Annotated in this window: 14 protein-coding genes; 10 read left to right on the top strand and 4 right to left on the bottom strand. The window is 60.7% G+C overall.

What is annotated here, in order from left to right; genetic code table 11:
* Positions 1 to 42: 42 nt before the first annotated feature.
* Together ACW9H9_RS27455 and ACW9H9_RS27450 are read right to left on the bottom strand one after the other, a co-directional pair.
* Positions 43 to 1,887 (bottom strand): M48 family metalloprotease, encoded by a 1,845-nt coding sequence (locus ACW9H9_RS27455; protein WP_457346498.1) that lies wholly within the window; start codon positions 1,885 to 1,887, stop codon positions 43 to 45.
* A gap of 20 nt (positions 1,888 to 1,907) precedes the next feature.
* Entirely contained in the window at positions 1,908 to 2,513 is a 606-nt protein-coding gene (locus ACW9H9_RS27450; RefSeq protein ID WP_457346496.1) for a LemA family protein, read from the bottom strand.
* 148 nt (positions 2,514 to 2,661) lie between these two features.
* Between ACW9H9_RS27450 and ACW9H9_RS27445 the strand changes: the two genes are divergently transcribed.
* Both ACW9H9_RS27445 and ACW9H9_RS27440 read left to right on the top strand, forming a co-directional pair.
* Positions 2,662 to 2,970: an RcnB family protein gene (locus ACW9H9_RS27445; protein WP_457346494.1), complete on the top strand. Its 309-nt coding sequence runs from the start codon at positions 2,662 to 2,664 to the stop codon at positions 2,968 to 2,970.
* A 95-nt stretch (positions 2,971 to 3,065) separates the two neighbouring features.
* Positions 3,066 to 4,259: an MFS transporter gene (locus ACW9H9_RS27440; protein ID WP_457346493.1), complete on the top strand. Its 1,194-nt coding sequence runs from the start codon at positions 3,066 to 3,068 to the stop codon at positions 4,257 to 4,259.
* On the opposite strand, the gene ACW9H9_RS27435 is transcribed toward ACW9H9_RS27440, so the two are convergent.
* Positions 4,222 to 4,494, bottom strand: a complete 273-nt coding sequence (locus ACW9H9_RS27435; protein WP_457346492.1) for a DUF1652 domain-containing protein — start codon at positions 4,492 to 4,494, stop codon at positions 4,222 to 4,224. The genes ACW9H9_RS27440 and ACW9H9_RS27435 overlap by 38 nt on opposite strands.
* Before the next feature lie 132 nt (positions 4,495 to 4,626).
* A complete protein-coding gene (locus ACW9H9_RS27430) occupies positions 4,627 to 6,099 on the bottom strand; it encodes a PAS domain S-box protein (protein WP_457346491.1) in 1,473 nt (490 codons plus the stop codon).
* A 137-nt stretch (positions 6,100 to 6,236) separates the two neighbouring features.
* On the opposite strand from ACW9H9_RS27430, the gene ACW9H9_RS27425 reads away from it, so the two are divergent.
* The 8 genes from ACW9H9_RS27425 to ACW9H9_RS27390 all read left to right on the top strand — a co-directional run bounded on the left by ACW9H9_RS27425 (position 6,237) and on the right by ACW9H9_RS27390 (position 12,213).
* Positions 6,237 to 7,040, top strand: coding sequence for a helix-turn-helix domain-containing protein (locus ACW9H9_RS27425; RefSeq protein ID WP_457346490.1), 804 nt, complete (start codon positions 6,237 to 6,239; stop codon positions 7,038 to 7,040).
* 136 nt (positions 7,041 to 7,176) lie between these two features.
* Positions 7,177 to 7,995: an ABC transporter ATP-binding protein gene (locus tag ACW9H9_RS27420; RefSeq protein WP_457346488.1), complete on the top strand. Its 819-nt coding sequence runs from the start codon at positions 7,177 to 7,179 to the stop codon at positions 7,993 to 7,995.
* Positions 7,992 to 8,756 (top strand): ABC transporter permease, encoded by a 765-nt coding sequence (locus tag ACW9H9_RS27415; protein ID WP_457346486.1) that lies wholly within the window; start codon positions 7,992 to 7,994, stop codon positions 8,754 to 8,756. Before ACW9H9_RS27420 ends, ACW9H9_RS27415 begins: the two co-directional genes overlap by 4 nt.
* A gap of 25 nt (positions 8,757 to 8,781) precedes the next feature.
* Positions 8,782 to 9,822: an ABC transporter substrate-binding protein gene (locus ACW9H9_RS27410; RefSeq protein ID WP_457346484.1), complete on the top strand. Its 1,041-nt coding sequence runs from the start codon at positions 8,782 to 8,784 to the stop codon at positions 9,820 to 9,822.
* Positions 9,819 to 10,703: a PhzF family phenazine biosynthesis protein gene (locus tag ACW9H9_RS27405; RefSeq protein ID WP_457346483.1), complete on the top strand. Its 885-nt coding sequence runs from the start codon at positions 9,819 to 9,821 to the stop codon at positions 10,701 to 10,703. Before ACW9H9_RS27410 ends, ACW9H9_RS27405 begins: the two co-directional genes overlap by 4 nt.
* Positions 10,700 to 11,155: a RidA family protein gene (locus ACW9H9_RS27400; protein ID WP_457346482.1), complete on the top strand. Its 456-nt coding sequence runs from the start codon at positions 10,700 to 10,702 to the stop codon at positions 11,153 to 11,155. Before ACW9H9_RS27405 ends, ACW9H9_RS27400 begins: the two co-directional genes overlap by 4 nt.
* A 74-nt stretch (positions 11,156 to 11,229) precedes the next feature.
* The gene (locus tag ACW9H9_RS27395; protein WP_457346481.1) at positions 11,230 to 11,850 is read left to right on the top strand and encodes a transglycosylase SLT domain-containing protein; all 621 of its coding nucleotides are present in this window, start codon (positions 11,230 to 11,232) and stop codon (positions 11,848 to 11,850) included.
* A 21-nt stretch (positions 11,851 to 11,871) separates the two neighbouring features.
* Complete coding sequence (locus ACW9H9_RS27390; protein WP_457346479.1) at positions 11,872 to 12,213, top strand: FKBP-type peptidyl-prolyl cis-trans isomerase; 342 nt, start codon at positions 11,872 to 11,874, stop codon at positions 12,211 to 12,213.
* The last annotated feature ends 66 nt before the right edge of the window (positions 12,214 to 12,279 follow it).

Here is a 12,279-nt window from a genome sequence, read left to right as displayed (position 1 = left end):
GATCAACTAAACGGCAAACTCAGCGGCCAAGGCCATGATGAGTTACACCACTTCCTGGGACACGATCTCGGTGAGCGTGTGTAACGACGGCATTTGCAATTCTTCCGGCATTGAGCAACCCAAAATGTCGGCCGTTGCGCGAAGTATCTCGATTTCTTCGGGAGTGATATGACCGTCGTCTTTGATACACACGGCCATGATCTCCAGCAGTGTCTGCTTGTCCTGCGGGTAAAGTTGGCGCAGGTTGTCCAGTGCTTCAGCAAAGTCATCCAGCCCGCGATCTCTTGTCCGTCCTTTGAGAGGCGGTGGGTAGTAGGGCAAGGCGTCACTTGCTCGGTAGTACGCCCGTTCAGCGTGTGCGACGCTTTTGTGGCCCATGAAGGCCAGCAGAATCAGCAGCAGGGCGACGTCGTCTGCCCGTTGTTCGAGCCTATAACGGCTTTTGACTTTTGGTTTACCGCGTAAATGGAGTTCCAGGATGTGCAGCAACGTCCACTCCAACGTGTCTTTACGCCCGTCAGTTTCGATCAACAACGTGAGGTTGGTCCTGAAAATTCGGTAATGCTGCGTCTTCAGTTGCTTGAGTGCAGGGATACAAAGGTCGATCAGCGGCAGACGCAGGTATAAGTCCAGATTGGCCATTGGCGCCTCCAGACGTCGTAAATAGCTGTCGACTTCCTTGTCAATGAAGTTGCGAAGTAGCGTCAGTTGGCGCTCTCTCTGCTCGATTTGGGGGCTCAGTAGCAGCCGATAGATCAACGCTTGCGCACCGCTGGGATGACGCCCAGCAGTCCTGACTGCCTGTGGGATTTTGTCCAAGGCTGCTCGAGTCTGGTACAGCGCTGTGGCAGAAGACGTTTGTTCCGCGTGCTTGAGCGTGCTGACAACGTTAGCGACGGCGCCCAATACCTTCCACCGGCGGCGGTTCTCTTGAGCGTGTTTGTCATCGCCGAGCAAGGACTCCAGTTCAGGGATACAGAGGTACTCGCCATCCCAGTCGGGATCGATGCGTCGGATCCGATCCTCCAGCGAAGGATAGGGCGTGCGTGCGCGGTGCTCAGGGTGGCGTTGGGCTGCAGCGAAAAATATCTGAAGGTAATCTTCCTCTCTGCAATCCAACACCCATGATTCATCTTCATGACTGGCGATTTTCTTGAGCGCGCTCGCGACACTCAGCGGGTTGCGAGTGAATTGCGCCGCCGATGCGTCGGCAAGAAACTTGCGCTGTCGATGAGCTCTGGCCATGACGCGGGCGTAGAGTTGCATCCAGCCACATCCCAACAACAGAAGAATCCCGCTGATCGCACTCCCGCCGCCGCCCAGTACCGACAGCGTGATTACCCAGCCACAGCCGATGGCCACGCCATTCATTCTTGCGTCCATACGCATGTCGCTGCGGTGAATTTGGCTGAAGAGGTGAGCGATGACGGCTTGCAGTTCTTCGCGGTTGAGCACCAGCAGCGCGCCGTAGCTAACGCCGATGACCGAGTCACGGGGCGTGGCACCTGCCGCAAAAGCATTGATGCCGCGTTTGTCGAGGACGTAAACCAAGGGGACTGTGCTTCCGGAGGCGATGGCCATTTCCTCGACGATCTCAAGCAGTCTTTCTTCGTGCTCGTCTGGATTGTGGCTGATGAGCTCGCCGCCCAATTGTTCGGCTATGGCACTGCCGCCCCGTTTGAGCTTACGAATTTCGTACCAGTAACCCCCGGCAATAAAGGGAATCATCAGGCAAAAAATGACCAGCGCACCGACCCAACTCGTTTCATCCAACCATGTCGTTAGCAATAGCCAAAGCAAAGAAGGGCTCAGGGCAACTAACGTCAGTAGCGCCACACGGTAAGTCGTTGCCCTTCTTGCGCGGGCCTGGTGTTCAAAGAAATTCATCGAGCCGTCCCTGGCAACGATCAGGTGAAGGACACGTTCGGCGCCTGCTGGATCTGGGCACTGTCAGCAAACTCAAGCAGGGGGGCATCTGCACGGTGACCGAATATTCCGACCATCAAGACGGTGGGGAATTGTTGCTTGAAGATGTTGTAGTCCATGACCGAGTCATTGAAGAACTGACGCGCGAAGGCAATACGGTTTTCTGTGTTAGTCAGCTCTTCAAACAACTCGAGCATGGTCTGCGACGCATACAAGTCAGGGTAGGCCTCAAATACCATATTCATGCGATCAAGGGCTAAGTTGAGCTGACCTTCACCCTGGCTCAGCCGGGAAATAGTCTGTGCATTGCCCGGTTCTGCGGCGGCAGCCTTGAGGCAGGCCGCCGCCGTATTGCGCGCTTGTGTAACGGCTTCCAGGGTCTGGCGTTCGTGGGCCATGTAGCCCTTGGCAGCCTCAACCAGGTTTGGAATCAGGTCATGGCGGCGCTTGAGTTGCACCTCAATCTGGGCAAAAGCGTTTTTCCAGCGGTTCTTCAGATTCACCAACTCGTTAAACAGCCCGGTGATGTAAAGCACAATGACGCAGACAGCGATAGAAAAGATGATCAAGAACAGGTTGAGCGACATTCGATTTCCTTATCGGTCCGAAAAAGAGGCGATATTAGCTGATAAACAGCCCGTAGGGCTGGGTGAAAAACCTTGCGTTTGGTTATGAATGATTTTCGGGTGGTACGGTCGGAACTTGGGTGTGAACCATTAATTGGAGTCCGTGCCCATGAAATCAAAATCGCTTATTGCCTGCCTATTGCTCGCTGCGAGTTGCTTTACCGTCAGCTTGACGGCCCAGGCTGCGCAAACGCCCGACCAAACCGTACAACCCTCCAACATCAACCAGCGGGACTTGACCGTAGGCGACCGTGCCCCGGATATCCTGGCGCGCAAGGAGTCGGCCATCACGGACTGGAAAAAGCGCGGGCTCAAACAGCCGGATGACGACGCCCAGTGGGCTCAGGTCAATGGCAAGTACGTGATGGTGAAAATCACCAACGGCACCATCCTTGAGATCACGCCCGTCAAGAAATGACCCGGGTAACGGTGGGGCCGTGAACGGGTTGTTCACGGCTGTCGGGTCACTTGCGTTAAGGTAAGCGTCTTTTTGGTCTGGAAGACGAGAGCAGGATGCTTGCCACCTTAAGAAACTACCCCCGTACGGTGAATTTACTGCTGTCAGCCTCCTTGCTGCTGACACTGGCCAAGGCCATTACCTTTCCCTACCTGGTGATTTATCTCACCAACCGTTTTGCCCTCAGCATCAGCGAAGTGGGCCTGGTGATCGGCAGTTCGTTGATCATCGGCTCAGTGCTGAGTGTGTACGGCGGTTTTCTGGTGGACCGTATCAGCAGCTACAAGCTGCTGCTCAGCCTGAGCCTGATCTTTGTGCTTGGGTTTATAGGCACCGTGCTGTCGCCCACCATCGGTTGGTTTTATGCCTGCCTGATCCTGATTAACCTGGCGTATGCGGTGATCGATGTCGCCGTAAAAGCAGGTTTTGCCAGCCTGTTGCCCGAAGAGGCGCGCAGCGAGGTGTTTTCCATCAAGTACACGCTGGTCAACATCGGTTACGCCGTGGGGCCGTTTTTTGGCGCGATGGTGGCCAAGCTCAGCATGGGCGTGCCGTTCATGCTGTCGGCGGTGCTGGGGGCGAGTTTCTTGTGGATGTATTGGCGCTGGGGCGACCGCTCGCTCAGCACCGAACAGGCGGTGCAAAAGCCCGTGCCGTTCCTGGCCGTGGCCCGCGTGTTGCTGCGCGATCACCGGCTGGTGTGTTTCACCGTCGGCGGCCTGCTCAGCGCGGTGGTGTTCGGCCAGTTCACGGCCTACCTCTCGCAGTACCTGGTGACGACCACAACGGCTGAATACACCTACACCATTATCAGCGCGGTACTGACCACCAACGCCGGGCTGGTGATTTGCCTGCAATACCTGATCGGGCGGCGTATTTCCCAGCGCCACCTGAGCCGCTGGCTGATCTTTGGCCTGGGCATGTTCCTGTTGGGCGTGATCGGTTTTAGCCTGGCGAGCAACGTGTGGTGGTGGGTGTTGGCGATGGCGATTTTCACCGTGGGCGAAATCGTGGTGTTTCCCGCCGAGTACATGTTTATCGACCGCATCGCCCCCGACCACCTGCGGGGCATGTACTACGGGGCGCAAAACCTGTCCAACCTCGGGGCGGCGTTGGGGCCGGTGTTGTGCGGGCTGGTGCTGGCCAACCTGCCGCCCCACACCATGTTCTACATGCTGGCAGCGTTTATCGTCGGGGGCGGGGTGTTCTATTTTATCGGGGCGTCGTTGAAGGCAAGTCATCCAGATTAAGCTTGCCGACGGTGTTGCTGTGCAGCTCGTAGCGCAACTCGTCGACCATTTGGGCGACTTCCTGCGCGGTTTGCAGTTTGTTGACGCTGATACCGGTGACCACCAGGTCCACGCGGCCGGTTTGGGCGTCGAACACTTTCAATGTCAATGAGGCATCGCGGCACAGGGTGAATTCGCACGTCAGCGGCAGCAAGGCCTCTTCGATGCAGTTGCGCAATTGAGCAAGGGTGAACATGCAAGTTCCTTCAAGGCATGGAGTCGACGGCGCAGGGTCAGGGCCCTGTGCCCAAGCCTTGAAGGTTAAGCACTGCTCACCTGGGCAATAAGGCCCATTTGCACTGGTAGCACTGGTGCATTTGCACTCTTTTCAGCGGCTGAACAACCCGCGTTCCCGCGCCCACACAATGGCCGCACTGCGGCTGTGCACGCCAAGCTTGGAATACACCGTGGCCACGTGGTTGCGCACGGTGTTGGGGGCCAGCTTGAGGCGTGAGGCGATTTCCTTGTCGGCCAGGCCCTCGCAGATCAGCCCCAGCACGTCGCGTTCGCGGCCGGTGAGGTCGGTAAACGCCACGTTGGGCACGTCGGCGCTGTTGATGCTCTTGGCGTTGGCCAGTTTTTCGATCAGTTTCTGGCTGAACCAGGAGGCGTCCTGCATCACTTCTTCGATGGCGGCGACCAGCTCCAGCTCCGAGCGCTTGCGTTCGGTGATGTTCATCAACACCAGCAGGTAGCAGGGCACCTCGTCGATGTTGACGCTGTCGGCTGACAAGACGCAGTCGACCACTTCGTTGCCTTTCTTGCGGATCTTGAGGTCCACATTGTCCAGGTGGCCGGCTTTTTCCAGGCGGGTGAACAGCTGCGTACCCGCTTCGGCCTGGTCGATCACGTCGATGTCTTCGATGGACTTGCCGATCAGCTCCTCGCTGGTGTGCCCGGTGAGGGTCATGAACGCTTCGTTGATGTCCACCACCAGACGGCTGTCGGCGTTGCACAGCAGGGTCGGCACGGGCGTGAGCCGAAAAGACTTGGCAAAGCGCTCTTCACTGTGGCGCAGCGCCGTTTCGGCCTTGCGGCGCGACTCCAGGTCGATGAACGAAAACAGCATGCAGGCCTCTTCGTTCATGTCCAGCGGCTGGCCTGCGACGATCACCAGTTTGCTGCCACCGTCGGGCAGGCGCAGTTCGGCACTCATCTGCGGGATGGTGGCCCCCGCGCTTAAACGCTGCACGGCCAGGTCACGGTTTTCGGCGCGTTCCAGCACGTCAAGCTCATACACCGAACGGCCGATCACGTGTTCACGGCCATAGCCGGTCATCTCCAGAAAGCCTGCGTTGACCTTGATGAAACGCAAGTCGCTCAAGCGGCAGATCACCGCTGGTGCCGGGTTGGCGGCGAAGGTTTTTTCAAAACGCTCCTCGGCGCTGGCCCATTCGGTGGCATCGGTGAGCACCAACGCGAGTAACTCGGGCTCCCCCGCGCTGTCGTTGAGCACGAGGCTGCGGATACGGTGAACCCAGGTTTTTTCGTCATTGTCAGTAGGGGTGACTTCCACGACCACGTCGGTGAATTCATCACCCTTGGCTACGCGGGCCAGCGGGTAGTTCTGCGCCATTACCGCGTGGTTATTGCGATAACGCAACGCGAACCGCTCGGCGTACGCCTGGGTATTGGCGCCCAGATCCTTGACGTTCTTGACCCCGTGCATGCGCAACGCGGCTTCATTGGCCCACAGGATGCTCTGGTCGACTTCGGCGAGGATCACGCCCTCGGACAGTCCGTAGATGATTTGCTGCAAATGGCGGCGGGTGGTTTCTTTGGCAAGGACGGCCTGGCTCATGGTTTTTCCTGGAAAAAGTTGCCTGAAACGTCCGACCACCGGCGCGCGCGATAGTGCAACCGGCGCGGCGGCGCCTGCCCGGTGTGTCATCAAACATGCTAGTGTCGGCACTCCCACCCCACCGGCAGTGCCTGGCGATGCGCGATATCTATAGCGTCTTCAACTCCAACGGTGCCTATGAAACCGGCGCGCACGCCCACGATGAATTCATGCTGATGGTCCCCGAGCATGGCCTGCTGCGTTTCACGGACGAGGAAAGCGGGCGCACCACCTCGGTGATCGACCGCCAGTTCGTGCTGGTGCCGCCGCAATGCAACCATTCTTCCTCGTCGCTCACCGCCAGCCAGGGCCACGTGGCCTTTTACGTCGACCCCGACTACATGCACTACGCGTTGCGCGACCTCTCGGGCGACGCCAACCGTTTGCTACGCGTGCCCACGCTGGGCATCTGGCAGGGCTCGGCGCCGCTGCAGCACTTGTTGCTGGCCAAAAAGGCCTTCAGCCAGCCGGACCTGTACGTTGACCGCCGCCGTCAGGTGGCCCAAGCCGATCACCTGCTGTTGCTCGAGTGCCTGGCGATTTCCCTGAGCCAGCCCAGCGTGCAGCGCTCGTCCACCGAGCGTCACGGGGCGATGCTGGTGCGCGACATCCAGGCGTTTGTCGAAGGCAACCTGGAGTCGGCCCCGGGCCTGGACGAGCTTGCCGCGGCGTTTCACCTGTCGCGGCGGCATTTGACGCGCCTGTTCGCCCAGCACACCGGCGAGACGGTGTTGGCGTATGTGCAGCGCCTGCGCCTGGAGCGGGCGCAGACACTGTTGCGGCATACGCGCATGTCGGTGCTGGAGGTCGCCAACCGGGTGGGCTACGAATCGCCTTCGCACCTGGCCCATGTGTTCCGCCGGGTGTTGGGGGTGTCTCCCGACGAGTGGCGTCGCGGCTGACCAATCCCTCCAGCACCGTTTGATGGCCCGATTGCGCGCATGATCCGGCCCGATCCCGTGCGCCACAAATCTGTCATCGGTTCATGCTCACCTCACCAACAACAAACAAGTCCGGCGTACCGGACGAGGAGGGGCGGTGAGCGCAACACCCTTTATTCGTTTCACAGGCGTGCAGAAAAGCTTCAAAGTCGAGGGCCGCCAATTTGTGGCCGTTCGCAATGTGTCGCTGGAGGTTCAGCGCGGCGAAATCATCACCCTGGTCGGCCCTTCGGGCTGCGGCAAGTCCACCTTGCTCAACATGACCGCCGGGCTGTTCGGCCCCACCGAAGGCCAGGTGCATTACGACGGCGTACCCGTCAAGGGCGTCAACACTCGCGTGGGTTACATGACCCAGGCCGACCACCTGCTGCCCTGGCGCACCGTGGCTGGCAACATCGCGGTGCCGTTGCAGATCCGGCGCATGCCCAAGGCGCAGCAAGACGCCCGCGTCGAAGAGTTGATGGCGCTGGTAGGGCTGACCGGGTTTGGCGAAAGCTACCCCAACCAACTGTCCGGCGGCATGCGCAAACGCGCGGCCATGGCGCGTTTAATGGCCAGCGACCCGGAAACCCTGTTGATGGACGAACCCTTCGGCGCCCTCGATGCACAGATGCGCCTGACGCTGCAGACCGAACTGCTGCGCCTGTGCCGCAAGCTGAACAAAACCGTGCTGTTTGTGACCCACGACGTGGATGAAGCCATCGCGTTGGCCGACCGTTGCGTGGTGTTCGCGGGCCGTCCGGGCACCATCGACCACATCCTCGACATCCCGCTGGCGGGCGAGCGCAACCTGGTGCAACTGCGTTCCGACCCGCGTTACGTAGCGCTGTGCGCCGCCCTCTGGCAACGCCTCGCCCCCGACGTGGCCGGCGCCGCCGACCCCGCTTCATTGGCTCACTCGCTGGAGGTCGTATGATCCAGGTCTATCGCTTGCTGTTTCTGGTGTTCCTGATGCTGCTGTGGGAAGGCATTTTCCGCGGGTTTGGCGTGGACTTTTTCATCAGCCGACCGTCCGCCGTGGCGCAAAGCCTGTGGAAAATCCTGCTCAATGGTGTGTTTTTCTACCACGCCGGGATCACCACCCTTGAAGCGGTGCTGGGCTTCTTCTTTGGCTCCCTGGCCGGGCTGATCGCAGGCCTGGTGCTGGGCCGGGCCAAGTTGCTGGCAGACATCCTCGACCCGTTTCTGACCGCGTTCTACAGCCTGCCCAAAGTGGCCTTGGCGCCGCTGTTCATCCTGTGGTTCGGCATTGGCCTGCCGATGAAAGTCATCCTGACGGCTGCCGTGGTGTTTTTCCTGGTGTTCCTCAACACCTACAGCGGTGTGCGTAACGTCTCTCGCGAGCAGTTGACCATTCTGCGGTTGATGGGCGCCAAAGAGCGCGACCTGTTGACCATGGTGGTGATTCCGTCGGCCTTCACCTGGGTGTTTACCGGCCTGCGCCTGTCGGTGCCCTATGCGCTGATCGGCGCGCTGGTGGGCGAGATCATCGCCGCCAACCGGGGCCTGGGTTACCTGTTGTCGGACGCGGCCTCGCAGTTCGACACCGCGGGGGTGTTCGCCTCCTTGGTGGGCATCATCGCCCTGGCGCTGATCCTCAACACCGCGGTGAAACTGGCCGAGCGCAAGTTGATGCCGTGGAAGGCCAATGAAGCCGAACGTGAAGTCGCGGTTTAACCCCCTCTTGCTGTGGAGCTCCATCATGTTTAAGCCATTGATGATTGCCAGCCTGTTGATCGCGTCGGTATTGCCGACCGCCCAGGCGCAGGACCTCAAGAAAATCACCCTCGCGTTTCCCAGCGAAGGCTTCCTGTACGTGCCGATCTACGTCGCGCAAAAGCAAGGCTACTTCGCCGAAGAAGGCCTGGACGTAGAAGTGATCGTATTTCAAAAAGGCGGCTCGGCCGCGCTGACCGCCGTGCTCGGCCGCGACGCCGATGCCTACGTCGGCTTGCCCGCGGTGGCCGTGCGGGCCCGCACCAAGGGCCAGAACGTGCAGGCATTCGCCGCCGTGCAGACCCAGTTCGGCAGCACCGTGGTCATCGACGGGCCGTCGGCGAAAGCGGCGGGTGTGTCCGCCACGTCCTCCATCGCCGCCCGGGCCCAGGCCCTCAAAGGCTTGAAGATCGGCGTCGCAGGCCCCGGCAGCACCACCGACATGCTGGTGCGTTACCTGGCCAAGAACGCGGGCCTGAACCCGGACAAGGACTTCACCATCATGCCCGTCGGCGGCGCGCCCAACATGCTGGCGGCGTTTTCCCAGGGCAGCATCAACGGCTTCTCGTTGTCGCCGCCGACCATTACCACGGCGGCGCAGCAGGGCGGGTTTGTGCTGATGGACCTGGCCAAGGGCGAATACAAACCCCTGGACGGTTTCCTGTTCACCGCTATGATCGCCCGTGAAGACTGGCTGGCCAGCAACAAAGCCAGTGCCGAGAAAATGGTGCGTGCCCTGTGGCGCGCCGAGCACCTGATCGCCACCGACCCGGACAAGGCCCGTGAATCGGTGCGCCCGTACTTTGCCCACACCGACGCTGCGATCTTCGATGCGGCCTGGACGGCTTCGCTGCCGTCGTACCCGGCCACGCCGCGCATCGATCAGGAAGGCGTGCAGAAAAACATCAACTTCATGAATGCCGTGGAAAACGAGCCGGTGTCGCTTGACCCGCGGCAGGTCTACACCAACAGCATCGTCGATGCCGTGGCGCCGACCGTTTCAAGCTTGCAAGGAGAGGCGAAATGATCCCCGAGGTTCACCTGGTCAATGTGTTCCCCGCCACCGCCCGTGGCGGCAACCCGGCCCCCACCGTGGCCCTGGCCGACGGCATGAGCGATGCCGACATGCAACAAATCGCCCGCGACTACGGGCACGAATGCGGCTTTGTGTTTGCCGCCCCGCCCGGCAGTGAGTTCGACTTTGCCTTGCGCTTTTGGGTGCCCAACCACGAGATGGAAATGTGCGGCCACGCCACCGTGGGCGCGGTCTGGCTGTTGGACCGCCTGGGGCGCCTGCACAAGGACCGCCTGCGCCTGACCACGCTCAGTGGGCCGGTGGACGCGCGGGTGACCAACGCCGGTAAAGACAACGTGCAAGTGGAAATCAGCCAGCCCAAGGGCCGCGTGCAGACCCTGGACGACCCGGAGGTGGAGGCGGAGATTCTTTCTGTGCTGGGCATCACGTCCAACGAATTGGCGCCGCTGCCGATCCAGAACGCGTGCACCAGCCGGGTCAAAACCCTGATCGCCCTTAAAAGCGTGGCGGTGCTTGATGGCCTGAAACCGGACTTTCGGCGCATGCAGCAGTTGTGCGAACGCATCGACTCCACGGGGTTGTACCCTTACGCGGCCTCGGACCTGGAGCGGCGCCAGTTTGATGCGCGCCAGTTTCCCAAGTCCTCGGGCTACCCTGAAGACGCAGCCACCGGCATTGCCGCAGCGGCGCTGGCGTTTGGCCTGTTGGAGAACGAACTGGTGGCCGCCGACGAGCGTCCGGTACTCATCCGCCAAGGCCGTGCCATGGGCCGACCTTCGCAAATTTCCCTGCGGTTTCGCCGTGACGACGCAGGGCAGGTCCAAGGGTGCTGGCTGGGCGGGCATGTGGCATTCGTGGAGGCGCACGCATGAGCATTCACGAACGGCTCGCCGCCTTGGGCCTGGTGTTGCCGCCGACGCCGGGGCCCAAGGGCGACTACGTGCCGGTGACCGTGCACGGCGGTGTGGCGTATGTGAGCGGGCAGGTGTGTCGGCAGGGCAGTGGGGTGATCACCGGCCCGGTTGACGACCAGACCTCACCGCAGGTGGTGCTGGAAGCCGGTGAAACCTGCGCCCTGCGGGCATTGAGTGTGCTGGAGCATGCGGTGGGGCTGGAGAACGTCGAGCGCATCCTGTTTGTGCGGGGCTTTGTGTATGGCGCACCAGGTTTCCAGGACTTTTCCAGGGTGGTCGACGGCGCTTCGCAACTGCTGATCGAGGTGTTTGGCGAACGCGGCCGCCATGCACGCTCGGCGGTGGGTGTGGCGGGCTTGCCGAGTAACGGCCTGCTGGAGCTTGAGGTGACGGCCGTTATCAAAACGTGATGCCCTCTCGGCATCTACCTCGATGAATGCGTAAAATGCCGGCCTTTTTACGCGTATCACGAGAAGGTGCCGCCTTGAGCGCAGCAAAAACTGTCGGACTTTTACTCCTCACCACCCTGTTGGCGGCGTGCGGCACCTCGCCGCCACGCACGCCAAACGACATCTGCGGCATTTTTCGCGAAAAAGATGACTGGTACGACGCGGCCCAAGTCACGCAGAAACGCTGGGGCGTGCCGATCCAGATGCCGTTCGCCATCATGTATCAGGAATCGGGCTTTCGACAGAACGCCAAGACCCCGCGCAAATACCTGTTGTGGATCATCCCGTGGGGCCGCGTCTCCACCGCCGTTGGCTACGCGCAAGCCAAGGATGAAGTGTGGAATGACTACCGCAAGGCCACCGGCCGCTACGGCGCCGACCGCCAGAACTTCGATGACGCCATCGACTTTGTTGGCTGGTACATGGACAAGACCTACACCATCAACGGCGTGTACAAGTACGACGCCTACAACCAATACCTCAATTACCACGAAGGCTGGGGCGGCTTTCGCCAGCGCACCTACGCGGCCAAAACCTGGTTGCCGCCGGTGGCGAGCAAAGTCCAGGCCCGCTCCCAGATGTACGCGCAGCAATACGCGGCCTGCAAAAACGACTTGCAGCGCGGCTTCTGGAGCCGTTTCTGGCATTGGCTGTGATGCATTGACGAGGAGAGCGACATGAGCGACGAACTGCACATCACCGACATCCGCGAAGGCGACGGCAAAGCTGTGGTCAAGGGTGCGCTGATCACCACCCAATACACCGGCACACTGGCAGACGGCACGGTATTCGACTCTTCTTGGGAGCGGGGCAAACCGTTCCAGTGCGTGATCGGCACCGGGCGCGTGATCAAAGGCTGGGACATCGGCCTGATGGGCATGAAAGTCGGCGGGGTGCGCACCCTGTTCGTACCGGCGCACCTGGCGTATGGCGAGCGCTCGATGGGCGCGCACATCACCCCGGGCAGCGACTTGCGGTTCGAGATTGAATTGTTGGAGGTGTTGACGCGGGATGAGTGAGGTGTGACGCGGAGCGTCACGGGCTGCATTCCCACGCGGAGCGTGGGAACGATCTGGGTCCTGCGC

Source organism: Pseudomonas sp. SDO5215_S409 (assembly GCF_054071325.1).
This window is presented reverse-complemented; position numbering and strand designations above follow the sequence as displayed.

Excerpts from the sequence above, each read along its gene's own strand:
- ACW9H9_RS27455 (WP_457346498.1), bottom strand. The coding sequence starts at position 1,887 with ATGAATTTCTTTGAACACCAGGCCCGCGCAAGAAGGGCAACGACTTAC.
- ACW9H9_RS27450 (WP_457346496.1), bottom strand. The coding sequence starts at position 2,513 with ATGTCGCTCAACCTGTTCTTGATCATCTTTTCTATCGCTGTCTGCGTC.
- ACW9H9_RS27445 (WP_457346494.1), top strand. The coding sequence starts at position 2,662 with ATGAAATCAAAATCGCTTATTGCCTGCCTATTGCTCGCTGCGAGTTGC.
- ACW9H9_RS27440 (WP_457346493.1), top strand. The coding sequence starts at position 3,066 with ATGCTTGCCACCTTAAGAAACTACCCCCGTACGGTGAATTTACTGCTG.
- ACW9H9_RS27435 (WP_457346492.1), bottom strand. The coding sequence starts at position 4,494 with ATGTTCACCCTTGCTCAATTGCGCAACTGCATCGAAGAGGCCTTGCTG.
- ACW9H9_RS27430 (WP_457346491.1), bottom strand. The coding sequence starts at position 6,099 with ATGAGCCAGGCCGTCCTTGCCAAAGAAACCACCCGCCGCCATTTGCAG.
- ACW9H9_RS27425 (WP_457346490.1), top strand. The coding sequence starts at position 6,237 with ATGCGCGATATCTATAGCGTCTTCAACTCCAACGGTGCCTATGAAACC.
- ACW9H9_RS27415 (WP_457346486.1), top strand. The coding sequence starts at position 7,992 with ATGATCCAGGTCTATCGCTTGCTGTTTCTGGTGTTCCTGATGCTGCTG.
- ACW9H9_RS27410 (WP_457346484.1), top strand. The coding sequence starts at position 8,782 with ATGTTTAAGCCATTGATGATTGCCAGCCTGTTGATCGCGTCGGTATTG.
- ACW9H9_RS27405 (WP_457346483.1), top strand. The coding sequence starts at position 9,819 with ATGATCCCCGAGGTTCACCTGGTCAATGTGTTCCCCGCCACCGCCCGT.
- ACW9H9_RS27400 (WP_457346482.1), top strand. The coding sequence starts at position 10,700 with ATGAGCATTCACGAACGGCTCGCCGCCTTGGGCCTGGTGTTGCCGCCG.
- ACW9H9_RS27390 (WP_457346479.1), top strand. The coding sequence starts at position 11,872 with ATGAGCGACGAACTGCACATCACCGACATCCGCGAAGGCGACGGCAAA.